Raw genomic sequence first — 24,227 nt, 5'->3', positions numbered from 1 at the left:
TATTTACATAGTAGTCGGCATTACATTTGCGTATGATAATATATAACAGTAGTTTTATCAGAAAGGTTTTGAGAATATGAAACGATTTTTAGCAAGCTATAAGTCTTCCTTAATCCTGCTTGGCGCGATTATCATCGGCGGGATTGCCGGGTACATAATCGGTCCGGACGTAGCGGTTGTTAGACCATTCGGGGACTTATTCCTGAACTTATTATTCATGATTATCGTTCCGCTCGTCTTCTTTAGTATCACTTCGGCGATTGCGAATATGAGCGAGATGAAGCGTCTTGGAAAGATTATGGTCAGCATCATCATCGTCTTTTTCAGTACAGCGCTGATCTCAGCCATTATCGGCCTTGCCGGAACGTCCATCATGAATCCAATTGGCGATTCTGATGTCTCCGCCATTAAGGAATTGATGACTAATACAGAAGTACCTGAAACAGAAGATGTCACTTTCCTTTCCCAGCTCGTCAATACCTTCACGGTGAGCGATTTCTCTGAATTGCTTTCTAGACAGCATATCCTGCAGCTCATCGTCTTCTCCGTCCTGATTGGTCTTGCGACAGCCATGGCCGGTGAAAAGGGCAGACCTGTTGCTCAGCTGCTCACATCGGCAACTGAGGTTCTCATGAAGGTTGTCAAAATCATTATGTATTACGCTCCAATCGGGCTCGGCTGTTATTTCGCAGCCATTATCGGTGAGCTTGGACCGCAAATCCTTGAAGGCTATGCGCGCTCCTTCGTTCTTTATATGGTCTTATCGATCATCTATTTCTTTGGATTCTTTACGCTGTATGCATTTATTGCAGCTGGAAAGGACGGCATCCGTGCCTACTGGACGAATGTTCTTCCTCCATCCGTCACAGCGATTGCGACTTGCTCAAGTGCAGCCTGCATTCCAATTAACCTTGATGCAACGAAGAAAATCGGCGTCCCGGTCGATATCGCTGAAACCGTTATTCCACTTGGCGCCAACACACATAAGGATGGTTCCGTTATTGGCGGAGTGCTTAAGATTGTCTTCCTGTTCAGTCTCTTTGGCCGGGATTTGACAAGTGTATCAAGCATCCTCAGTATCCTAGCTGTTGCCTTCCTAGTCGGTGCCGTAATGGGCGCTATTCCAGGAGGCGGAATGATTGGCGAAATGCTGATCCTTACCGTATTCGGCTTCTCGCCTGAGGTACTTCCGCTGATCGCCGTTATCAGCACCATCATCGATATTCCAGCTACCTTGCTGAACTCAACTGGCAATACTGTATGTGCCATGCTCGTCGCACGTCTTGTCGAGGGCAAGAATTGGCTCAAGAATGCCATGAAAAAAACAGCAGATGCATAAATGAAACAAAACGAAAGCCGGTTCAGAATAGTGAACCGGCTTTTTTGTCTCTATGGGAAGCTCTTAAAATCAAAACAGCGTAATCGAGGCTCGTTTTTAGATGAAATCCTCTAAAAACATGAAATCGCCTCTAAAAATATCTCAAACATGTCTAGTTTTGATAACTACACTTTGTGGGACTCTCCTATTCGAAAGGATTTCGCTCGATTTCTCCAGTTAAGGGCGATTCCTCTCTGTTTATGGGCGAAATGAACAGCCGTAAATCAGCTCCCCTTTGTAGGGGCTATCAGCTAACAAGGAGCAGGAAAAGAAAGAAGCGGTTTCTAATCCCGCATCCATCAAAAACTACCTCCCCTTCACTTTTGAGCCCGTATAATCCGGTAATTCATCAAATGTCGGTATTGCTTGAGCATTTGCTCATGGGCAGAGAGCACCTGGAAGATTTGCTCCGGTATGTTCTCAGATGGGAGGAAATCAGTCAGCGGCTCCTCATCATCATAAAAGGATGGAAGCTCTTGAATTTGTACATCACGGAACCCCGCATGATGGAATGCTGCCTTCCATTCCCCTTCTGTCCACATTTGCTTGAATCCATAGAAGGACCCAATCGCATGCCTTTCCCCTTGTCCTGCTGGTCCATCTATAGTCAATTCAATCGCATAGAGGACGCCGTTACTTTTCAAAACCCGGTGAATTTCGTTCACGGATGGAGAAAAGTCCGCGAAGGAAAGGACAGATTCGGACAAACAATAATCCACTGAGCCTGATGCAAGAGGCATGTTCTCAAGCGAGGATTCGATGACCTGAACCGGCAGGCTTAGCGTGCTGAAACGCTGTCTCGCCTTTTCTGCCATTATGGGATGGTTATCAAGCGCCACAACTTGGGCTCCATAGCGCGATGAAAGATAAGCACTCGTCTGCCCAGTTCCGCATCCTGCATCAAGAATGACTGTCTGCTGATTAATGGGTTCCCCTCCGAGCATGATATCAGTCGCCTTGATTCCGCCTGGATGGGCCCCGCCGATTCCAAGGATTGATAATAGATCCATATACGTATACATATTGCACCCTTCCCCCCTTTTTTAGCCATTGTATGAATGCCCCCCTTTTGTGTTCCGCATCAATAAAAAACGATTCTTATAGGTATATAAACAGGCAAGTTGTCCAAACAAAAATACAATACAGAGAAACCGATTCAGGAAGGAGGTTCTTTCCTCATGAATTATTATGAGCTTTGTAATAGAAATATCGGACGTAATGTGTGCATTACCGATATTCACGGCCGGAAACATACTGGCGTTATCACCCGTGTTACGAATAAGCATGTTTGGATTAGACCAAACGGCGGCAGACAAGGCGGAGGCTATAGCTGGGGTTGGGGCTGGGGCTGGGGCTGGGGCTGGGGTTACCCGCTGGCTCTTGGCTTAATTGGCGGATTTGCCCTCGGTGCTTTATTCTTCTAAAAAGTTAAGAGGAAGCTGCTCTCATAAAGCGGCTTCCTCTTATTTTTATCCAATCAATTCAATGAAGACGACCTTTAGATAGTCCCCTTCCTTATACTCAGGTATCGTTTTGAAATCAGTCGGGAGTGAGAATTCCTCGCGTATGCGGTAACGGCATTTCATATCCTTGCAGGCTTTATCAATGAATCCTTTGAACTTGTCCATATTAAACGCACTGCAGTTTGTTGAGGCGACAATCATGCCGTTTCTTTCTGTAATCGCAATGGTTTCTTTCAAGAGGTTCGTATAATCCTTCGCTGCACTGAAGGTGAATTTTTTCGATTTTGCAAAGCTTGGCGGGTCAAGAATCACCATATCAAATTTCAATTCTTTCCTTGCTGCATACTTAAAGTATTTAAATACATCCTCCACAATGATGTCCTGGCTCTCATAATCAATGCCATTGATGCTGAACTGCTCAATCGTCTTTGCATAGCTTCGGTTGGCAAGGTCCACACTCGTTGTCTTCTTGGCTCCCCCAAGAGCTGCAAACACAGAGAACGCCCCTGTATAGGAGAACATATTTAACACCGTTTTGCCTTTTGCATAGCGGTCACGAATTGTACGGCGCACATCACGCTGGTCAAGGAATACGCCAACCATGGCGCCATCATTTAAATCAACGGCAAAGTTCGCCCCGTTTTCCTTTACGATCAGCGGGAATTCTCCACGCACACCTGCAACGAAGTCATCATCCTCAATATATTTCCCCTTCGTATCAAAGCGTTTTTTCTCATAGATGCCCTTATATCCGCCTTCCCACTTCTGTAACGAGGCAATCACCATCTCTTTGAAGGTGTAAATTCCCTGGCTATACCAATGGATAACGAAGAAGCCATCATAATAATCGATGATCAGCCCGCCAATGCCGTCACCTTCCCCATTAAATACGCGAAAGGCTGTTGTTTTTTCACTCGTAAAGTAGGCTGAACGTGCGCGCAGGGCCTTTGTTATTTTCGCATCAAAAAATGACTGGTCAATGGCTTCACTGCGCTTACGTGTCAAAACCCAGCCAATTCCCTTATTTTGATTGCCATAATAACCTTTTCCAATGAACTGACCCTTCTCATCCACTAGATTCAGAATGCTTCCTTCGTCCCGAAGCTGTTCTGGGTTGGCCACTGCATTTTTATAAATTAACGGGAAACCGCCTTTCATTTTCTTACTGTCCCGCGCTTTAATCTCGCATGTTAATTCTTGCATATCTATCACAACTCTCTACATTCGTCTTTATTAACTACCCTATAGTATAACGAAAAACAGCAAAAGTTAAATCATAGACAAGAAAAAAGCAGATTCCAGGAGGAATCTGCTTAAATGATGAGCCCGACAATCAGTCCAGAAAGGATGCTGACAAGTGTTGCTCCGTATAGAAGTTTCAATCCAAAGCGGGCGACCGTATTTCCTTGACGTTCATTCAGCCCTTTAACCGCTCCGGCAATAATCCCAATAGATGAGAAGTTCGCAAATGAGACGAGGAAGACAGATAGAATACCTAGCGTCCGTTCACTGAACGTATCGGCAATATCCGTCAAGCTGACCATGGCGACAAACTCATTGGTCACAAGCTTCGTTGCCATGATTCCCCCGGCAGAAACCGCCTCGCTCCAAGGAATCCCCATGATAAAAGCAACAGGGGCAAAGATATAGCCAAGTAACTGCTGGAAGGTAACCCCGAAGATTTGATCGAATGTGCCATTAATAAAGGCAATCAAGGCGACAAATCCGATGAGCATCGCAGCAACGACGATGGCAACCTTAAAGCCATCCATCACATATTCCCCGATCATCTCGAAGAAGGTTTGTTTCTTGCCGACTTCCTCCACTGGAAGAATATCCTCAGCAGGGTCAACCTTGTATGGGTTGATAATGGAGGCAATGATAAATCCGCCAAAGAGGTTCAGCACAAGGGCTGTTACGACGTATTCAGGTTTGATCATCGTCATATATGAACCAACAATTGACATCGAAACGGTCGACATTGCTGAGGCACATAAAGTGTACAAACGATTTGGAGGCAGCTGGTCCAATTGCCTTTTTACCGTAATGAAAACCTCTGATTGACCAACCATGGCTGATGCAACCGCATTATACGACTCCAGCTGCCCCATTCCATTGACCTTGCTGAGCAGAAAACCAATTCCCCGCATGATGAATGGGAGAATCTTAAAATGCTGCAAAATACCAATCAAGACAGAAATGAAGACGATTGGCAGGAGCACTGTCAGGAAGAATGGCGCCTGTCCTTCATTGGCAATTCCTCCAAAAACAAAGACAATGCCTTCTTCTGCATATCGAAGAAGCTGTTCAAATACAATCGCAATGCCGCGAATAATGAAATAGCCAACCTTCGTATTGAGCAGCAATAGTGTCAACAGAACCTGCAGCACTATCATGATACCGATATATTTAAACTTAATGTCTTTTCGGTTATTACTAACGATATAAGCTAATCCTAGTACAATTAAAATCCCGATGATTGAGATGAGATATTTCATGTTTCCCTCCGCTAAGATGTTCTCCCAAAATTTTCCATCCTGTGGCCGTAAATAAGCCCCGTTTCCTTAGAAGAGACGGGGCCAAAAAATGAGGACCTGTCCATTTCTAGCTTCTGCCAAAATGAACCCATTTATTCCCCATTAATAATCAGAACTTGCTGTTTCCCCTTTAGCAATGGATACACCGGAGCTTGCCCCGATTCGCGTTGCTCCTGCTTTCACCATTGCTTGTGCATCTTCAAGACTGCGAACGCCCCCAGATGCTTTCACGCCGATTTCCGGTCCAACTGTTTTTCTCATAAGAGCGATATCTTCAACTGTCGCTCCTCCTGTTGAGAACCCAGTGGATGTCTTCACGAAATCTGTACCAGCTGATACAGCCAATTGGCATGCTTTCTCGATTTCTTCTTTTGTTAATAGGCATGTCTCGATAATGACCTTCACGAGTGCTTTACCCTTCGCTGCTTCAACGACTGCCTTAATGTCCGCCTCAACCTCGTTGTAACGGCCATCCTTCATAGCACCGATATTGATAACCATATCAACCTCATCCGCGCCATTTTCAATCGCATTCTTCGTTTCAAATGCCTTCACTTCGGGTGTGTTTGCCCCAAGAGGGAAGCCAATAACCGTACAAACTTTCACTTCTGGTGTATCAGCCAATAATTCGGCACATTTCTTCACCCATGTTGGATTAACGCAAACAGAGGCAAACTTGTACTCCTTTGCTTCCTCAACAATCTTCAACACTTGTTCTTCTCTCGCATCAGCCTTTAAAAGGGTGTGGTCAATTAAACTTGTTAACTTTTCAGCCATATCTTCCTGAACCTACTTTCCTAAAAATGAATTAGTGAATTTCTGTATAAATCAATGTCGGAGCTTCTGTTTTCTCTCCGCTGATTTCATAAGCTTCATAAATCATGCTCATGACGTTCTCAACATTCTCCCGGTTCGCATGAATGGTCACGAGGGACTCACCCTTGGCTACCTCATCTCCAACCTTCTTATTGAGGACAACTCCAACGGCCAAATCAATCTCTGATTCCTTCGTTGCTCTGCCCGCTCCAAGAAGCATAGCTGCTACGCCGATTTCCTCAGCAGCAATTTTGGCTACAAACCCTGCTTCCTTCGCCGGCACCTCAATTAGGTATTTCGCTTGAGGCAATTTGGATGGCTCGTCTACAACACTCGCATCCCCACCTTGTGAAGCAAGGAATGTCTTGAATACTTCAAGCGCACGGCCATTCTTCATGACTTCCTCCAGCTTTTGACGAGCTTCTTCAAGCGTGTCCGCCTTTCCTGCAAGGACAACCATATGGCTTCCAAGCGTTAAGCAAAGCTCATTCAAATCAGCCGGTCCATTACCAGAAAGGGTATCAATCGCTTCCTTGATCTCGAGTGCATTCCCGACAGCAAATCCAAGCGGCTGGCTCATATCTGAAATAATCGCTTTCGTATTACGGCCAACACCATTACCGATATCAACCATTGCTTTAGCCAATTCCTTCGCATCATCCAAGTTCTTCATGAATGCCCCGTCCCCTGTTTTCACATCAAGGACAATCGCATCTGCCCCAGCGGCAATCTTCTTACTCATAATCGAGCTCGCAATCAACGGAATGGAATCCACTGTAGCTGTCACATCACGCAGCGCATACAGCTTCTTATCTGCTGGTGTTAAATTACCACTTTGGCCAATCACGGCAATTTTATTCTTATTCACCAAATCAATGAACTCTTGATTCGAAATCTCCACGTGGAAACCTGGAACAGCCTCAAGCTTATCAATCGTACCGCCTGTATGACCAAGCCCGCGGCCGGACATCTTCGCAACCGGTACATCAAGCGCCGCCACAAGCGGAGCAAGAACAAGTGTCGTCGTATCGCCAACACCGCCAGTACTATGCTTGTCCACCTTAACTCCTTCAATCGCGGACAAATCAATCTGATCGCCTGACTCAACCATCAATTGCGTCAAAATCACGCGCTCCTCCTGTGTCATCCCTTGAAAATAAACAGCCATCGCAAAGGCTGACATTTGATAATCCGGAATACTTCCATCCGTAAATCCTTCAATCACAAATTGAAGCTCTTTCTGATCCAATTCATGCCCATTACGCTTCTTCTCAATAACATCAACCATTCTCATGATTTTTACACCCCATTTTATGAAGTTGCTGAAAAACATATAGTAATTGGTAGCACTTACAAAATTACTATACCACAAACAATGAACAATTGTAATAAATAGATGTGAACAAATGTAAAACTTAATGAATCTTCCATTTAAATTATTACTATTCCCAAAATAAGGGGAAGAAAACATGGGATTTGGGTGAGCTTCGTCATGCTTTCCCCACCCTTTTCCCACCTTTCACCCCCTTTGTATGAGCAAAGGGTGGGTGTCCTATGGGCTTTGGGTGGGTTTCGTCACGCTTCTCCCACTCTTTTCCCACCTTTCACCCCTTTTGCATGGGTTGAGGGTGGGCTTTCTTTGGGACTTGGGTGGGTTTCGTCATGCTTTCCTCACCCTTTTCCCACCTTTCACCCCCTTTGTATGAGCAAAGGGTGGGTGTCCTATGGGCATTGGGTGGGCTTCGTCACGCTTCTCCCACCCTTTTCCCACCTTTCACCCCCTTTGTATGAGCAAAGGGTGGGCTTTCTTTGGGTCTTGGGTGGGCTTCGTCACGCTTCTCCCACCCTTTTCCCACCTTTCACCCCCTTTGCATGGGTAAAGGGTGGGCTTTCTTTGGGACTTGGGTGGGCTTCGTCATGCTTTCCCCGCCCTTTTCCCACCTTTCACCCCCTTTGCATGGGCAAAGGGTGGGTGTCCTATGGGCATTGGGTGGGCTTCGTCACGCTTTCCCCATCTTTCTCCCACCTTTCACCCCCTTTGTATGAGCAAAGGGTGGGTGTCCTATGGGCATTGGGTGGGCTTCGTCACGCTTTCCCCACCCTTTTCCCACCTTTTATCCCCTTTGCATGGGTAAAGGGTGGGCTTTCTTTGGGTCTTGGGTGGGCTTCGTCACGCTTCTCCCACCCTTTTCCCACCTTTCACCCCCTTTGCATGGGTAAAGGGTGGGCTTTCTTTGGGACTTGGGTGGGTTTCGTCATGCTTTCCCCACCCTTTTCCCACCTTTCACCCCCTTTGTATGGGCAAAGGGTGGGTGTCCTATGGGCATTGGGTGGGCTTCGTCACGCTTTCCCCACACTTCCCCCTATTTTCCCCTGCCAACCAAAAAAGAAGCAGAGCCGCCGCCCCACTTCCTTTCATTCATTTATCTAATAGAAATCTAGCTGTGTATTGATCGGTGACAAGCACGTTTGCATATCCGCCTTTGAGGGCTGCGTGGATAGAGTCGATTTTGCGGGAGCCGCCGGCGACCAAGATTGAGTAGTCTTTTTCCTTCAGTTCATCGAGCCCAATTCCGAGTGTGCGTTCGTTGAGGCTTTTGCTGCAAATATGCCCGTCTTTATCGTAGAAGCGGGAGGAGATGTCTCCTACAGCGCTTGAGTAGAGCATGTTGGCATCCTCATCGGAGAAGTATCCGAGGTTGAAGAGCAGGGATTCGGGTTTGATTTGTCCACATGTGAATAAGGCGATATTTGCCTTTTTGCCCATATCGATGACCCGCTTGATGTGGCGGTCGGCCATGATGGCTTCTTTGACGACGACGTTGTCAACAATGGCCGGCAGCGGTAGGTAATGCGGGGAGGCGTTGAAGGCTTTGCCGAATAGGTACAGGATTTCTGAGACATAGGTGTTAGTTTCAGATAGGCTGATGCCCCCCTTCAGCTGGACGATTTGAACATTATTCACTTGTTTTTTCTTCAGCTCGACTGCGACATGGTAGATGGTCGTTCCCCATGTGACTCCGATGATGTCATCGTCCTGAACGATGGAATCAAGATATTCGGCTGCTTTTAAGCCAATTGTCGTTTTGATGATATGGTCTTCATATTGTCCGATGGAGGCGACGACAGCTTTTTTCAGGCCGTATTTTTGTTCGAGCTCTGCTTCGAGGTCTGTGACACGATCGGCTTTTTCGCAAATTTTTATTTGCACGATGCCTTCTCTTTTGGCTGTTTGAAGCATGCGTGAGACGGTCGGCCTTGAGACTCCTAGTTTTTTGGCGATTTCATTTTGTGTGCAGTCGAGCAGGTAATATAATTTTGCTGCTTCAATGACTTTATCGTTTTTATCCATTGGTCTATTTATCCCCTAGTTTCTTCAATTTCTTGGTGGTCAAAAGACGATTGTTTTATTGCCATGGACGATGATTCGGTCTTCAAGATGCCATTTCACTGCTCGTGCAAGCACGCTTCGTTCGATGGATGCTCCGATTTTTTTTAGCATGCGGACATCGTCCTGATGGTTCACCCGCATGATATCCTGCTCGATGATTGGCCCTTCATCCAGGTCATCCGTGACATAGTGAGAGGTAGCGCCAATGAGTTTGACTCCTCGGTCGAAGGCACGTTCATATGGCTTTGCCCCGACGAAGGCAGGCAGGAAGGAATGATGAATATTAATGATTTTGTTTTTCTGCCTTGCGACAAATTCCGGAGAGAGGATTTGCATATAGCGGGCAAGGACGATTGTATCTATGCTGTATTCAGTCAGAAGACGCAGCTGCTCCTCTTCTGCCTCCTTCTTCGTTTCCTTTGTAACAGGGATATGATAAAAGGGGATTTGCAGTGATTCAACGACCTCACGCGCATCCTCATGATTGCTGATGACAAGCGGAATCTCTGCCATCAGATCCCCTGACTGCCATTCCCATAATAATTCCCGCAGACAGTGGAGTTCCTTTGAAACGAAGATAGCTGCTCGTTTTAGCTTGTAGGCAAAAACAACATCCCACTTCATTCCAAATTGTTCGGCTACATTTGTGAATCCTGTTTTGAACAAGGCTTCCTTTTTATCCAGCTCTGGAGCCTCAAATTCTACCCTCATGAAGAATGTCCCGTTATGCCTGTCAGTCGAATATTGATTGGAGGCTAATATATTGGCCCCTTGCTTATAGAGAAAATCCGATACAGCTGCGACGATCCCAGGCTGGTCCGGACAGCTGATTAAAAGCCTGGCTTTATCCTTTTGGCTTTCTTGATACAGCCGTACTTGCCGTTCTTTTATAGACTCCATTCAATCCTCCGCCTCTCATCCCTCTTTTTGTATTAATAGTGTATCACTTAAACGGGGGTTTAATGAAGGCTTGAGTTCCATGGAAGACATGCTGACAAAGGGTTTGACCAGGCTGAATGCCTTGGTGTTATCCTTTTTGTAATACTTATTTTTCTACATATGTTTGTAACTGGATGGCATATGGGTATTTATTTTGTTAAGAATAGTCGTTTATATCGGATTAGTCATGAGGGGCGTTGGTTTTTAACTAGACAAAGTTGATTCGGACTAAGTGCAGCATGAGGTTTTCAGCGAAAAATCACTATTTCTGTTATCAACAGCCGCTTAGAAAGAGATAAGGGGTGGATGCAATGAGTCAAAATCATACGATGATGCAATTTTTCGAGTGGCATATTCTACCCGATGGAACCCATTGGAAACGACTGAAGGAGCTTGCGTCTGAGCTTAAGGACAAAGGCATCGATTCCGTTTGGATTCCACCGCCAACAAAGGCACAAACACCTGAAGATACGGGTTACGGCATTTATGATTTATATGATTTAGGTGAATTTGACCAAAACGGCTCCATCCGGACGAAATATGGAACAAAGGATGAGCTGATTGAAGCTATTGAGGCATGCAAGGAGAATGATATTTGTGTATATGCGGATGTGGTGATGAATCATAAGGCCGGTGCTGATGAAACAGAGAGATTCAAGGTTATTGAAGTCGATCAGAATAATCGAATGAAGGAAATATCCGGTCCTTTTGACATTGACGGCTGGACGAAATTTACGTTCCCCGGCAGAGGAGATACATATTCTTCCTTCAAATGGAATGTCGAGCATTTCAATGGAACCGATTATGATGAAGGGACCGTCCGGACAGGGATTTTCAAAATTCTGGGCGACCATAAAGGATGGAATGATAATGTCGATCTCGAATTCGGCAATTATGATTACCTTATGTTTGCCAATATTGATTATAACCATCCTGTCGTGAGGGAGGAAATGATTAAATGGGGCAAATGGCTGACTGAGACCTTGCAATGTGACGGATACCGATTGGATGCTGTTAAGCATATTGATTACACGTTTATTCGAGACTTTGCCCTTGAGATGCATCAAACTCATGGCGATCATTTCTATATGTTTGGCGAGTATTGGAATCCCGATTTGAAGGCTTGCCAGGAATATTTGCAGAAGGTTGAATTTACCGTTGATTTAATTGATGTCCCTCTCCACTTCAAGCTTCATCATGCCTCACAAGCCGGTCGTGATTTTGACTTACGAACCATCTTTGATGATACCCTCGTCCAAGCGAACCCGCTAAATGCCGTCACCTTTGTTGATAACCATGATTCCCAGCCTGGTGAATCGCTCGAGTCCTGGATTCAGGATTGGTTCAAGCAATCCGCTTATGCTTTGATTCTCTTGCGTCATGATGGCTATCCATGTGTCTTCTATGGCGATTATTACGGTGTCGGCGGTGAAGAACCGGTCGGACGCAAAAGCAAATTGATCGACCCTCTTCTTTATGCTAGGGTTCATAAAGCCTACGGAGAGCAGGTTGATTACTTTGATCATCCAAATACCATCGGATGGGTACGGATGGGCACAAGCGAGCACGAGCGTTCAGGCTGTGCCGTTGTTATCTCCAATGGTGATAATGGCGAAAAGCGCATGTTCGTCGGTGAGGAGCGCGCCGGCGAAATGTGGGTGGATTATACAGAGAACCGAGGCGATACCGTTGAAATAGGCGATGACGGCTGGGCTGTCTTCCCTGTTAACGGGGGAAGCGTATCAGTCTGGATTCTTCCTGACTAGGAAGGGATAAGCGCGAATTTACCGCACTAAATTATAGGATAGAATAGCCGGCTTGGATGTTTGCGGGTCAGTTACGATATTTGTTTCTATATCGAATACTTCTCGCAGCACTTCTCGGCTGATTACTTTCTCTGCAGTTCCTTGGCAGATGAGCTGTCCCTTCTTCACAGCAATCAATTCATCCGCAAAACGGCTTGCATGATTCAAGTCATGAATGACCATGACAATCGTGCGGCCGTCTTTTTGGTTCAGTTTCCCGAGAAGCTCTAGTACCTCTAATTGGTGAGCCATATCAAGATAGGTTGTCGGTTCATCTAGCAGGAGGATATCCGTCTCTTGGGCAATGGCCATGGCAATCCATGCTCTTTGGCGCTGCCCTCCTGACAGGGAATCGACTGGGGTATCCTTAAATGCCGACAGTCCTGTTTCTTCTATCGCCCATTCCACCATTTCAAGATCATGAGCCGTAAAGCGGGAGAAGCCGGACTGATAAGGAGTCCTTCCATAAGAAACAAGATCCTGAACGGTTAAATCCTCCGGTGCATGCGGGGATTGCGGGAGGATAGCCAATTGCCGGGCCAGCCCTTTCGTGGACATACGGTGAATATCCTGCCCGTCTAAATAAACTCCCCCGCCGCTTGCCTTATGAAGGCGTGCCATCGTTTTGAGAATGGTCGACTTCCCACAGCCATTCGGTCCGATAATGGCCGTGATTTCTCCCTTTTTTATTTCCATATTTAGTTTAGGAACGATGATTTTCCCTTCATATCCGATTGTCAGATCACGTGCAAACAGGCTCATTTCCCCGTCACCCTTCTTTCCTTCTTTATTTCGTTTTAAGCAATAAATAGATAAAATAAGGAGCGCTCAAGATTGACACGATTATTCCAGCCGGTATATCAACCACTAGCAGATTCTTGCCAAGCATATCTGCCAGTATCAAGATGAGCGAACCAATCATCGCTGCAGTCGGCAAAAGATATTGATGCTTCGGTCCAACTAGCTTGCGCGCAATATGGGGTGAAATTAAGCCTAAAAAGGCAATCCCCCCACCTGCTGCTACTCCCAGCCCTGCGAGCGCTACGGCAAGCACAATCAATGTCAGCCTCTCTCTTTCCGTGCGGATGCCAAGACCTGTTGAGACAAGCGGCCCCAGGTTCAGAACATTTAATACATGTGATTTATAGAGAATGACTGGGATGAGCAAAAGGAACCACGGTGCAAGCGTCCATACGTATTTCCATTGAGTCGCCCACAGATCCCCTGACAGCCATGTTAAAGCCTTCATGAAATCATGCGGGTTCAGCCTTAGCTGCAAGGCCGTCAAGATAGCCGTTATGCCTGCATTGATGCCAATGCCTGTAAGGAGAAGGCGAATCGTATGCAGGCCTTGCTTCCATGAAAGAAAAAGTATCAAGACTGCCGTCAGCATAGCACCTAAAAAAGCAAAGAACGGCATTGCGAATGTACTTAAAAGACTCATATTGCTGAGGGAGCCTTGAAATAGCGTAATATAAAGCACAACCATTAATCCTGCTCCGGCATTGATGCCGAGAATCCCCGGCTCAGCCAATTCATTGCGTGTCACTGTCTGCAGCACCGCTCCTGATAAGGCCATGCCTGTTCCAACCATCAGGGCAAGAATGATAGCCGGAAGTCTGATTTCAAGCAGAATCAATTCCTGCTTTGGTGTCCCTTGTCCAATAATCGTTTGCCAAACCTCAATTGGCGAGATTGAAACTGTGCCGACATTAAAGCTGATGAGACAAGCAGCGATAATCAGGAAACTAAGCAAGGTCCATATGAGCCGAACTTTTCTTTGCTGACTCATGAAAACAGCCTCCTTCCATTCTGCCTGACCATATATAGAAAGAACGGTACGCCGATGACAGCCGTCAAAACGCCGATAGGTGTTTCATATGGTGCGTTAATCGTACGCGATATCGCATCTGCACCAACCAATAGGGTGCTTCCTAAGAGAGCAGCCACAGGCAGTAATTTGCCGTACTTGCCCCCTATCGCCATTCGCGTAATATGCGGGATAACCAAGCCGACAAAACCAACCGTACCTGAGACAGCAACTGCACTGCCAGTGAGCATCAAAACGGCTATCACGCCCATTGTCCGCACAAGACCAATATGGACGCCAAGGCTCTTTGTGATTTCCTCTCCGAGTGATAATAGGGTCAAAGCCCTGGAAATAGAGAAGGCAATGAACAATCCCACAGTCCCCATGATGAGCAATAGCTTCACATCGGTCCAGCTGCTTGTCGAAAGATCACCTGCATACCAGAAGCTAATATTTTTGGAGACATCAAAATAAAGCGCAATGCTTGTCGTTAAGGAGCTTAGGAACATTCCTGTCGCCATACCGGCAAGCGCCAGCTTTACCGGGGTAATGCCGCCCTTAGCCAGAATAGACAGGGAGAAGACAAACAATACAGCAAGTCCTGCACCAGCCATTGAAGCAAACATCGTCTCCAGCTTCGATAATCCTGGGAAAATGGTCAATACTAACACTAAAGCGAAGGCAGCCCCATTGGAAACGCCTAATAGGGAAGGCTCTGCCAGTACATTTCGTGTCAAAGCCTGCATCACTGCACCAGATACGGCTAAAAAAGCGCCGACAAGGGCTGCAGCAATTGCTCTTGGCAGGCGGATATCCCAGATGATGTCATGCGTTATATTATTTTGTGCGCGATGGAAAAGAGCCTCCCAGATAGTTGAAAGCCCATATAGTTTCGTGCCTATCATGAGTGAGACCATTAAAACAACAGCCAACAGAATGACCGCCAGCACTGTAACCAAGCTCATTCTCTTGATGCCCCTGCCTTTTTCTTTATTGTAACCCTGCATCGGCAACCAAATCCTTTACCTGAATTAAACGATTTTATCTATTTGGAAGTTAAATTCCATTGACTTTGTAAATGAGAATAATTATCATTCAGTATAACCAGTATATTTTACAATTTAAAGGAGGATTAATCAATGGTAATAAGTAAGAAATCATGGTTTACAATGATATGCCTTGCCTGCCTGATGCTTGTTCTTGGGGCATGCAGTTCAAATAACAGCTCGGAGGAGAGCAGCTCTGAGAAAAAGGTGACAGATGCTGTCGGAGAAATGACATTTCCAGCAAATCCAAAGAAAATTCTTGCTCCTAATATGGAGGATTATCTTGTGACACTTGGCCTTACTCCTGCAGCTCAATGGTCAATCGGTACCTCTGTTCATACATACCTGCAAGATAAGCTTGCTGATGTTCCATTGATTTCATGGGATATGCCAATTGAGGATGTTATTGAAGCGGAACCGGACCTAATCATGTTCGAGTCCGAAGCTGCCATCCAAGAAGGCATGTATGAGGAATATACTAAGGTTGCCCCAACCTATGTATTTAAATCTGAGGATACAGAGGACTGGAGAACACAATTAACGGTTATGGGTGAGCTTTTCGGCAAGAAAGATACTGCTGAGAAGGCAATTGAGGATTATGAGCAAAAAGCAGAGGACGCAAAAGCTCAAGTAAAAGAGGCCATCGGGGATGAATCAGCGGCAATCATTTGGGTGACAGGCGGGCAATTCTTCGTGTTTGAAGGAGATCGTTATGCCTCTAATGTACTCTATAAGGACCTTGGCATTAAAATGCCTACCTATATTAGTGATTTAGGCGAAAGTCAGGATGTTTGGCAAGCCATTTCTCTTGAGGCATTGGCTGATTTAGATGCTGACCATTTATTTATTGCAGCAGCAGCTAATGAGGAAGGAATTGAAACATTGGAGAACAGTTCAGTATATAAATCCATTCCTGCTGTAGAGAAGGATCAAGTGTATTTCTTCGAGGATTCCAGCAACTGGACGACAAATGCAAAAATCGCAAATGATGTGACGATCGATTTAGTGTTAGAGTCTATTAAGAAATAATCATAAAAATTTAGGCTGTCCCTTTGGGGGCAGCCCTTTTTAAATTTACCAAGTTCACTGCTTGAGCTGGTTCATTCGTATAAGGATTCGCGGCGGTCCTTGTAGACTGGGATGAGCTCCCTCACTCTTCTGACTTCGTCAAGGTCGACCTCCGCATAGCCTATTCCTTCTTCCTCGCCTCCGTTTAAGATGACCTCTCCCCAAGGGGCAATAACCATGGAATGGCCGTTGAAGATATTCTTTGGGTCTGCTCCGACACGATTGACAGCAACAACATACATTTGGTTTTCAATTGCACGGGCTTTAAGTAAAATCTCCCAATGGTCGATACGGGGCTTCGGCCATTCAGCTGGGACAAAGAGGATATTGGCCCCGCCGAGCGCATGCTTGCGAATCCATTCCGGGAAGCGGATATCATAGCAGATCACACCGCCGCATAGCATACCATCGATTGGAAAGAAATTTGATCTCTGTCCAGCCTCCAAATAGTGATGCTCATCCATCAGAGTGAATAGATGGGCTTTATCATACTCTCCCACTTGATTTCCTTGGCGGTCAAAAATGAACATGGAATTATAGTAGCTTTCTTTCCTTTTTACCGAGACCGATCCGCCGATGATGTTTACCTGATATTTTGCAGCAAGCGCTGATAGAAGCTCCTTTGTATTCTGTCCGTCCTGGTCAGCAATCTGTGCCAGCTCATCAAGCTGATAGCCGGTATTCCACATTTCTGGAAGGACAATGACATCAGCTCCATTCTCAGCAGCTTCCTCCATCATCCTTTTCGCCTTCTCTCGGTTGGCGTCCGGTTCTCCATACTTAATATCCATTTGCAAACAAGCGATTTTCATCAGCCGCCCACCCCCTGATCTTTGTTATATCAAGGGTATCGGACTTTGATGCGCGCCGCAAGCAATTAAAAAAAGGAGCAGGCGATCCATTCGCTTGCTCCCATTCCTGCTTATTTCACAGCAGGCTCATCTTCTTTATATCCGTTCGGGTTTTTCTTTTGCCAGTTCCAAGAATCACGGCACATATCTTCAAGATTTAAATCTGCTGTCCAGCCAAGCAATTGGGCTGCCTTGTCAGCATTGGCGTAGCATACCGCAATATCCCCCGGTCTTCTATCCACTATTTCATAAGGAATTTGCTGTCCGCTCGCTTTCTCAAAGGCATGGACAATATCGAGCACACTGTAGCCTGTTCCTGTCCCAAGGTTGAACGCTTCAACACCTGTTTTGTCATTAATATACTCAAGTGCCTTCAAATGGCCCTTTACAAGGTCTACAACGTGGATGTAATCACGTACGCCTGTACCATCATGGGTATCATAATCATTTCCGAAGACTGAAAGCTTTTCGCGCTTCCCGATGGCTACCTGCGTGATATATGGCATCAAGTTATTCGGAATGCCATTCGGATTCTCACCGATTCGACCTGTTTCATGAGCACCGATTGGGTTGAAATAACGAAGTAAGGCAATGCTCCATTCTGCGTCAGAAACATACACATCGCGTAGAATCTCTTCAATCATCAGCTTTGTTCGTCCATATGGATTTGTCGCTGACAATGGGAATGACTCATCAATCGGCACACGGTCCGGCATACCATATACAGTTGCGGAAGAGCTGAAGACAAGCTTCTTCACACCGTGGCTAGCCATGATACGGCATAGATTCAATGTACCTGTAATGTTATTCTCATAATATTTCAGCGGAATGGCTACAGACTCCCCAACAGCCTTAAGCCCTGCAAAATGGATAACCGAATCAATTGGATATTGTTCGAACAATTCGTTCACTGCTTCATAATCGAGAAGGTCGACCTGATGGAATGGGAAGTCCTTTCCGGTTAATTCCTTTACTCGATCAATCGCTTCTCTTTGACTGTTTGAAAGATTGTCCAAGACAACAATCTCGTAGCCTGCATTCAAAAATTCAACTGCTGCATGGCTGCCGATGTATCCGGCTCCGCCTGTAATCAAAATAGTCATTCCGTTCCCTCTTTTCCTATCAAACTATATACTCAATAATATCTGAAACTTCGTGTTATGGAAAGATAAGAACAATGGGGTTGAAAGCACTCTTGATCTATTTCTTTGCCAAATGTAAGACTTAAACGGAAATAATGTGAGCAAAAAGTGAATCATCTGTCTTCCCTTATACGTATGATTAGAGTAAGTAAATTAACAAAGGAGTGTATTATGGGGTATTTAATCCTTTATTCATTGATTGTCGGAATTATTTCAGCTTTTGTCCTGCTGCCAGTTACCAGTAATGAGAGGCTTCACATTCGCCTAACAGGCAGATTGCGAGTACAGGCTTTTGGCGGACTCGCCATCCTCTGTTTGATCGGATTTTTTCTATATTACTACATAACGAATCAAGACTTAAATGTGACATCTCTCTGGCTCCCAGCCCTGATTTTCACAGCTGTTGGTGTTTTGCTGTCAAGCGGGCTTGAGCAAAAAATCAAGGGCATTCTATTTCTCATCAGTTTATTAGCGAGTGCCTATCTCCTATCCGCCTTTATGTTCAATGCAAATGAGAAATATGACATTTCCAAGATGGAGACGAAAACGGAGATCAAGACATTTGACGAGAAGGAGACACCTGCGAGCGTCCCTCCTGATTTCGCCCGCAACAAAATGAAGAAGGCCTTTGGCCAGGTACCAAACACAAGCTATTACGAGCTTGGTAATCTGCAAATCCAAAAGGTGAATGGAGAGTATGTGTATATCGCTCCCGTTGAATTCTCAGGCTTCTTTAAATGGTTCAAAGGCAAGGAAACACCGGGTTACTTTATGCTGAGCGCAACAGATTCCACCGCTAACCCGACCTTCGTTAAGTCGGAAATGGCCTACACCCCTTCTTCTTATTTCAACAAGGAAACAGAGCGCTGGTTTAGGCTTCAATATCCGACCTACATCTTCTACGGGGATGTTCAGCTTGAAATAGATGATAATGGCAATCCATTCTATGTTCAGTCCTATGGCGACTTTATTTCTGCCCGCAATGGCTTCTCCGTTAAAGGTGTCGCTGTGATGGATGCTAAAACAGGCAAAACAAAAGCCTATTCGCTAGAGAAGGCCCCTGAATTCATTGATGGTGCTGTAGCACCGGAGGCCGTCAGTCTTCAGAACAGCTACTTCGGTAATTATGTACACGGCTTCTGGAATAGCTATTTTGGGAAATCTGACGTTAAGCTCCCTTCCGATGAAGGAACAGAGGCAAATGTCAGTCCGATTTTCGATGAGAATGGCGTGATGTACTATTTCACCGATTTCACGAGTCCGAAAGAAGGAGTCGACTCCATGCTCGGATATGCATTGACAAACGCTCGGACTGGTGAGGCAACGTATTATACCGGCAGTCTAGAGGAATCCTATATGGATTCAGAGGGAGCACTCCAAATCATCGAGAAGGCCTTCATCGAGAAGAAATGGAAGGGCCAAATGCCAATCCTCTATAATTTCTACGGCGAGGCCAGCTGGCTGACAGCTGTACTCGATTCAAATGGATATCTGCAGAATTACCATATTGTATCTGCTGCCAATCCTGAGATTACTGCCTATGCTTCATCACCAGCAGAAGCCTTGAAATTATATAAGACCGCTCTCCAAAAAGGCGGCGGAACCGTATCAGGTTCCTCTTCCTCAGAGGAAAAACAGGTGAGTGGAAAGGTTTTGCGGGTTTACAAAGAGAAATCAGGGGAAAATACTATTGTATCCTTCTTGCTTGATAACCGCCAAAGCTATACGATGTCATCTGAAAAGGAACCGCTCATTATTTATCTGCTGGAGGGAGATGAGGTATCCATCACCTATATGGATACAGGAGAAACGTTTTTACCGGTAAATACCATTGAAATTGATAACCTGAAATAATATAAATGAATGTAAGAGATCAGGCCATCATTTTCCTGGTCTCTTCTTGTTAACTTATTAGAGACATTCTTTTCTATTTAAATTATTTCAGAATTTTTTAAAAACAGTTACATATTCACTCTTTCCACCTATCATAAAATCCCTTTCACTTGTGCAATCTAAGCATGGCAAATGTACTTTTATCAGCTTCTTACAGCAGTTTGATACCAAAGAATATATCCAGATCCCTATATTTCTATAATTTGGCATGGAAAGAAATTCATTGCAAAAGAATAGAAATTTTTTATATACTCATAAAGACATGCATTTTTTGCTCTTTTCCTCAATCACTTTTTCTATTCGAGAATGTGTCTATATAGAGAGGGTTTCTTAACGAATTTTTAAAGGAGGCTCCAACATGAAGAAATTTTCCAAGTTAATGTTATCGTTAGCGATAGCGGTTATCTCGGTTGCTTCATTTGTATTCCCAAACCTCACAAGTGCGGAGGGAAAAACATATACAATCGCAACAGATATCACGTTTGCTCCTTTTGAATTCCAAGATACAAATGGCGAATTCGTCGGTATAGATATCGATTTGCTGAATGCAATCGCGGAAGATCAAGGATTTAATGTGGAAATTAAGCCGCTCGGTTTCAATGCAGCGGTACAAGCTCTTGAATCAAAACAAGTGGACGGCGTAATTGCCGGCATGAGCATCACTGATGAACGTAAACGTAAATTTGATTTCTCTGATCCCTATTTCGAATCTGGCGTCGTTATGGCTGTCGCTGAAGGAAATGAGGACATAACTTCTTATGAAGATCTAAACGGCAAGAAAGTAGCAGTTAAGACTGGTACAGAAGGTGCAAGCTTTGCTCAAAGCATCCAGGATGAGTACGGCTTCAAAATTGTCACATTCGATGATTCTGCCAATATGTATGATGATGTTAAAACTGGCAACTCTCAAGCCGTCTTTGATGATTATCCGGTCCTTGCTTACGGGGTAGCTCAAGGCAATGGTCTTCAGATTGTCACTGAAAAAGAGGTTGGCGGCTCTTATGGATTTGCTGTCGCTAAAGGTGAGAACACTGAGCTTCTTGAAAAGTTCAATGATGGTCTCGCTAACCTTGAAGAATCTGGTGAATACCAAGATATTCTTGATAAATATTTAGAAGCGAAGAAAAGCTCTGATACAGAAAATGGCTTCTTCGGCTTGTTGAAGGAAAGCTTCCCAAGTCTCATGAAGGGCTTAAAAATGACGTTGATCTTAACGGTCGTTTCGCTTATTATCGCCTCTATTTTGGGTGTATTATTCGGTCTATGCCGTGTGGCGCACAACTCTGTGCTTCGCGCAATCGGGACCATTTACGTAGATATATTCCGCGGTACGCCGTTGATTGTCCAAGCATTCTTCATCTACTTTGGATTGCCGGCTGCACTTGACTTCCGTATTTCGGCTGTAACAGCAGGTATTATCACCTTAAGCTTAAATGCTGGTGCCTATATGGCTGAGATTGTCCGCGGAGGGATTGAATCTGTTGATAAAGGACAGATGGAAGCGGCTCGAAGCCTTGGACTTCCATACAAAACGGCTATGGCGAAGGTTATCCTTCCACAGGCCATCCGTTTAATGATTCCATCGATCATTAACCAATTCATTATTACCCTAAAGGATACATCCATCCTTTCAATTATCGGCATCAATGAGCTGACGCAAAGCGGTAAGATTATCATCGCCCGTAACCTGGAATCCTTCCAAATGTGGCTCATCGTCGGTGTTATGTACTTTATCATCATCATGATTTTGACAAAAGTATCGAACCGTATGGAAAGGAAGATCCAAAATGGGAAAGCTTAAAGTAAGAGGATTAAAGAAATCATACGGACAGCTTGAGGTACTAAAGGATATCAGCCTTGAAGTCAAAGAAGGCGAAGTCATCTGCTTAATTGGTCCATCTGGTTCTGGTAAAAGTACCCTGCTCCGCTGCTTAAACTTACTTGAAGATGTCAACCAAGGTGAGGTTGAAGTCGATGATGTGATCATCACAGATAAAAAAACGGACATCAACAAAGTCCGCGAAAATATCGGGATGGTCTTCCAGCATTTCAATCTCTTCCCTCATATGACGGTGCTTGAGAATATTACGCTGGCACCGGTTCAATTGAAAAAGGCAACAAAAGAGGAAGCTGAGAAGCAAGCCCATAAACTGCTTGCTCAAGTTGGACTTGAAGATAAAGCAAATGCCAAGCCGGCACAATTATCCGGCGGTCAAAAGCAGCGTGTTGCGATTGCACGCGCTCTAGCAATGAACCCAGATATCATGCTCTTTGATGAACCGACAAGTGCCCTTGACCCAGAGATGGTCGGCGAGGTATTGAATGTTATCAAGCAATTGGCTAACGAGGGTATGACAATGGTCATCGTAACCCATGAAATGGGCTTTGCGCGTGAGGTTGCCGATCAAGTCATCTTCATGGACGGCGGCTATGTTGTTGAGAAGGGAACACCAACAGAGATCTTCTCCAACCCGCAGCATGAACGTACGCAGGATTTCTTGAACAAAGTATTATAAGAATAAAGACCAATGCTGTCACAAGAGTGGCAGCATTTTTTTCGCCTCTATCCATTGGTAAATAATAACTCCATAGACCTTTATGGGACGATGTTCGGATTGTGATATGATAGTGTCATGTTATTTTTGTACGAGGAGTGTGTATAGCAGTGGAATTTATCGAAATTATCAAGTATGTCCTCCTAGGATTGCTTCAAGGGATTACCGAACCAATCCCTGTATCCTCCAGCGGACATTTGGTTATCTTCCAGCACTTTTTCAACATGGAGATACCTGGGCTCAGCTTCGAGCTATTCGTGAACTTCGCATCCTTAATCGCAGTTGTGATTATTTATCGACATGATTTAGCCAGAATTATTAAAAACGGATTCGAATTCCTCTTCTCATCTGAGAAAACCGATGAAATGAAGAAGGATTTCTATTTCATTCTTTACCTCATTATCGGCACCATTCCAGCGGCCGTCATTGGGATGCTGTTTGAGGACCAAATCGCCTCTATCTTTAAAGGCGTACGTGTTATCGGGTTCACCCTTATCATTACTGGTATTGCCTTATGGCTCATTCGAAATCTTAAAGGCCGGAAAACAGAAGGTGAGCTCAGCTTTAAGGATGCCATCATTGTCGGCTGCGCGCAGGCTGTTGCCTTGATTCCTGGAATCAGCCGCTCCGGTGCAACCGTTGTTGCCTCTATGGCAATGGGAATGAATCGTGAGACTGCCTTAAAGTTCTCCTTCTTCCTTTACATTCCCATCAGTCTAGGCGGAATGATCCTATCCGTTTCCGACTTAGTAACGGATCCAACCATTAATCAACTGATGGTACCGTACCTATTTGCGTTCGTTACTTCCTTAGTTGCCTCTTACTTCTCTTTGAAATGGTTTATGAACATCATGCAAAAAGGGAAGCTTGGCTATTTCTCCATATACTGCTTTATCGTCGGTACATTAGTCATTATTTTCGCTTAAGGCATCGCTGTAAAACGTATCACAATCCCTCTGTAAGATCTTTGATAGATCCTGAAGAGGGATTTTTTATGTTTATATGGCTGCGCTTCCCCTGACCTCAATCCCTTTACACTCCCCTGTCCCATTTGCTAAAGTATAATAGTTACCAAAGGTAACCAAATGGCGTGGAGGTACATACAATGAAGGGATTTCAGGAATTCTTCTATCAATTTATGCTTGTTTATCGACCGTTTGAAAATCAGCTGAACGCTATCCTCAGCAAACATCAGATACAGCGTGCCCAGTGGACGGTTCTCTTTTATCTGGCGAAGTATGAATCCGTTACGCTCGTGGAGCTGTCTCATTACCTTGGTGTTGAGAAACCAACGACGACCCGCACGGTCCACCGCCTGCAGGAGCAGGGCTATGTCGAGCAGATTGCCAGCACGGATAAACGAGAGAAGCGAATGCAGCTCACCAGGAGCGGCAAGAGCGTTTATCAGGATATTCGCATTGTTGTCGATCAATTTGAACAAGAGATTTTACAGGGGATTAAAGAGGAGAAACTCACGGACGCGATTCATGTTCTTAAGCAGATTCGCACCAATTTATTAAAGGGGGAATAAAC

21 protein-coding genes are annotated in these 24,227 nt (G+C 45.0%); 9 read left to right on the top strand and 12 right to left on the bottom strand.

The genetic code is table 11. The annotated features are described in order from the left end of the window. Window positions 1–76 precede the first annotated feature (76 nt). Window positions 77–1,339 (top strand): dicarboxylate/amino acid:cation symporter, encoded by a 1,263-nt coding sequence (locus AC622_RS00225; protein WP_049669233.1) that lies wholly within the window; start codon window positions 77–79, stop codon window positions 1,337–1,339. Between the two features lie 356 nt (window positions 1,340–1,695). Here the strand turns inward: AC622_RS00225 and AC622_RS00220 are convergent, their stop codons facing one another. Further along, the gene (locus tag AC622_RS00220; RefSeq protein ID WP_049669232.1) at window positions 1,696–2,400 is read right to left on the bottom strand and encodes a class I SAM-dependent methyltransferase; all 705 of its coding nucleotides are present in this window, start codon (window positions 2,398–2,400) and stop codon (window positions 1,696–1,698) included. A gap of 156 nt (window positions 2,401–2,556) precedes the next feature. On the opposite strand from AC622_RS00220, the gene AC622_RS00215 reads away from it, so the two are divergent. Next, on the top strand, window positions 2,557–2,802 hold the full coding sequence (locus tag AC622_RS00215) for a hypothetical protein (protein ID WP_049669231.1): 246 nt from the start codon (window positions 2,557–2,559) through the stop codon (window positions 2,800–2,802). Between the two features lie 45 nt (window positions 2,803–2,847). Here the strand turns inward: AC622_RS00215 and AC622_RS00210 are convergent, their stop codons facing one another. The 6 genes from AC622_RS00210 to purU all read right to left on the bottom strand — a co-directional run bounded on the left by AC622_RS00210 (window position 2,848) and on the right by purU (window position 10,485). Then, a complete protein-coding gene (locus AC622_RS00210; RefSeq protein ID WP_049669230.1) occupies window positions 2,848–4,044 on the bottom strand; it encodes a class I SAM-dependent rRNA methyltransferase in 1,197 nt (398 codons plus the stop codon). A gap of 110 nt (window positions 4,045–4,154) precedes the next feature. Next, window positions 4,155–5,339, bottom strand: a complete 1,185-nt coding sequence (locus AC622_RS00205; protein WP_049669229.1) for a NupC/NupG family nucleoside CNT transporter — start codon at window positions 5,337–5,339, stop codon at window positions 4,155–4,157. A 141-nt stretch (window positions 5,340–5,480) separates the two neighbouring features. After that, on the bottom strand, window positions 5,481–6,155 hold the full coding sequence (gene deoC, locus AC622_RS00200; protein ID WP_049669228.1) for a deoxyribose-phosphate aldolase: 675 nt from the start codon (window positions 6,153–6,155) through the stop codon (window positions 5,481–5,483). Between the two features lie 31 nt (window positions 6,156–6,186). Continuing rightward, the gene (locus AC622_RS00195) at window positions 6,187–7,488 is read right to left on the bottom strand and encodes a pyrimidine-nucleoside phosphorylase (RefSeq protein WP_049669227.1); all 1,302 of its coding nucleotides are present in this window, start codon (window positions 7,486–7,488) and stop codon (window positions 6,187–6,189) included. 1,125 nt (window positions 7,489–8,613) lie between these two features. Beyond that, a complete protein-coding gene (locus tag AC622_RS00190; RefSeq protein ID WP_049669226.1) occupies window positions 8,614–9,546 on the bottom strand; it encodes a sugar-binding transcriptional regulator in 933 nt (310 codons plus the stop codon). A gap of 39 nt (window positions 9,547–9,585) precedes the next feature. Beyond that, window positions 9,586–10,485 (bottom strand): formyltetrahydrofolate deformylase, encoded by a 900-nt coding sequence (purU, locus tag AC622_RS00185; protein ID WP_049669225.1) that lies wholly within the window; start codon window positions 10,483–10,485, stop codon window positions 9,586–9,588. A 350-nt stretch (window positions 10,486–10,835) separates the two neighbouring features. Between purU and AC622_RS00180 the strand changes: the two genes are divergently transcribed. Next, the gene (locus AC622_RS00180; protein WP_049669224.1) at window positions 10,836–12,290 is read left to right on the top strand and encodes an alpha-amylase; all 1,455 of its coding nucleotides are present in this window, start codon (window positions 10,836–10,838) and stop codon (window positions 12,288–12,290) included. 18 nt (window positions 12,291–12,308) lie between these two features. Here AC622_RS00180 and AC622_RS00175 read toward each other — a convergent pair whose 3' ends face one another. The 3 genes from AC622_RS00175 to AC622_RS00165 are packed head-to-tail and all read right to left on the bottom strand — an operon-like array spanning window position 12,309 to window position 15,104. Continuing rightward, window positions 12,309–13,091, bottom strand: a complete 783-nt coding sequence (locus AC622_RS00175; protein ID WP_049669223.1) for an ABC transporter ATP-binding protein — start codon at window positions 13,089–13,091, stop codon at window positions 12,309–12,311. 25 nt (window positions 13,092–13,116) lie between these two features. After that, the gene (locus AC622_RS00170; RefSeq protein WP_049669222.1) at window positions 13,117–14,121 is read right to left on the bottom strand and encodes a FecCD family ABC transporter permease; all 1,005 of its coding nucleotides are present in this window, start codon (window positions 14,119–14,121) and stop codon (window positions 13,117–13,119) included. Next, the gene (locus AC622_RS00165) at window positions 14,118–15,104 is read right to left on the bottom strand and encodes a FecCD family ABC transporter permease (protein WP_053103785.1); all 987 of its coding nucleotides are present in this window, start codon (window positions 15,102–15,104) and stop codon (window positions 14,118–14,120) included. The genes AC622_RS00170 and AC622_RS00165 overlap by 4 nt, the downstream gene beginning before the upstream one ends. Before the next feature lie 174 nt (window positions 15,105–15,278). On the opposite strand from AC622_RS00165, the gene AC622_RS00160 reads away from it, so the two are divergent. Then, a complete protein-coding gene (locus tag AC622_RS00160) occupies window positions 15,279–16,214 on the top strand; it encodes an ABC transporter substrate-binding protein (protein WP_049669220.1) in 936 nt (311 codons plus the stop codon). Window positions 16,215–16,285: 71 nt separating this feature from the next. Here AC622_RS00160 and AC622_RS00155 read toward each other — a convergent pair whose 3' ends face one another. Then, entirely contained in the window at window positions 16,286–17,065 is a 780-nt protein-coding gene (locus AC622_RS00155; protein WP_049669219.1) for a carbon-nitrogen family hydrolase, read from the bottom strand. Window positions 17,066–17,175: 110 nt separating this feature from the next. Further along, complete coding sequence (galE, locus tag AC622_RS00150) at window positions 17,176–18,207, bottom strand: UDP-glucose 4-epimerase GalE (RefSeq protein WP_049669218.1); 1,032 nt, start codon at window positions 18,205–18,207, stop codon at window positions 17,176–17,178. A gap of 210 nt (window positions 18,208–18,417) precedes the next feature. Between galE and AC622_RS00145 the strand changes: the two genes are divergently transcribed. From AC622_RS00145 to AC622_RS00125, 5 genes are all read left to right on the top strand, one after another. Then, window positions 18,418–20,100: a hypothetical protein gene (locus tag AC622_RS00145; protein WP_049669217.1), complete on the top strand. Its 1,683-nt coding sequence runs from the start codon at window positions 18,418–18,420 to the stop codon at window positions 20,098–20,100. Between the two features lie 397 nt (window positions 20,101–20,497). Further along, the gene (locus AC622_RS00140; RefSeq protein WP_197089881.1) at window positions 20,498–21,940 is read left to right on the top strand and encodes an amino acid ABC transporter substrate-binding protein/permease; all 1,443 of its coding nucleotides are present in this window, start codon (window positions 20,498–20,500) and stop codon (window positions 21,938–21,940) included. Beyond that, entirely contained in the window at window positions 21,927–22,655 is a 729-nt protein-coding gene (locus AC622_RS00135; RefSeq protein ID WP_049669216.1) for an amino acid ABC transporter ATP-binding protein, read from the top strand. Before AC622_RS00140 ends, AC622_RS00135 begins: the two co-directional genes overlap by 14 nt. A 149-nt stretch (window positions 22,656–22,804) precedes the next feature. After that, on the top strand, window positions 22,805–23,620 hold the full coding sequence (locus tag AC622_RS00130; protein WP_049669215.1) for an undecaprenyl-diphosphate phosphatase: 816 nt from the start codon (window positions 22,805–22,807) through the stop codon (window positions 23,618–23,620). Between the two features lie 179 nt (window positions 23,621–23,799). Continuing rightward, a complete protein-coding gene (locus AC622_RS00125; protein WP_049669214.1) occupies window positions 23,800–24,225 on the top strand; it encodes a MarR family winged helix-turn-helix transcriptional regulator in 426 nt (141 codons plus the stop codon). The last annotated feature ends 2 nt before the right edge of the window (window positions 24,226–24,227 follow it).

The sequence above is a fragment of the Bacillus sp. FJAT-27916 genome, from assembly GCF_001183965.1.
GTDB lineage: Bacteria > Bacillota > Bacilli > Bacillales > Pradoshiaceae > Pradoshia.
The sequence above is the reverse complement of the archived record's forward strand: the minus strand, read 5'-3'. Positions and strand labels throughout refer to the sequence as shown.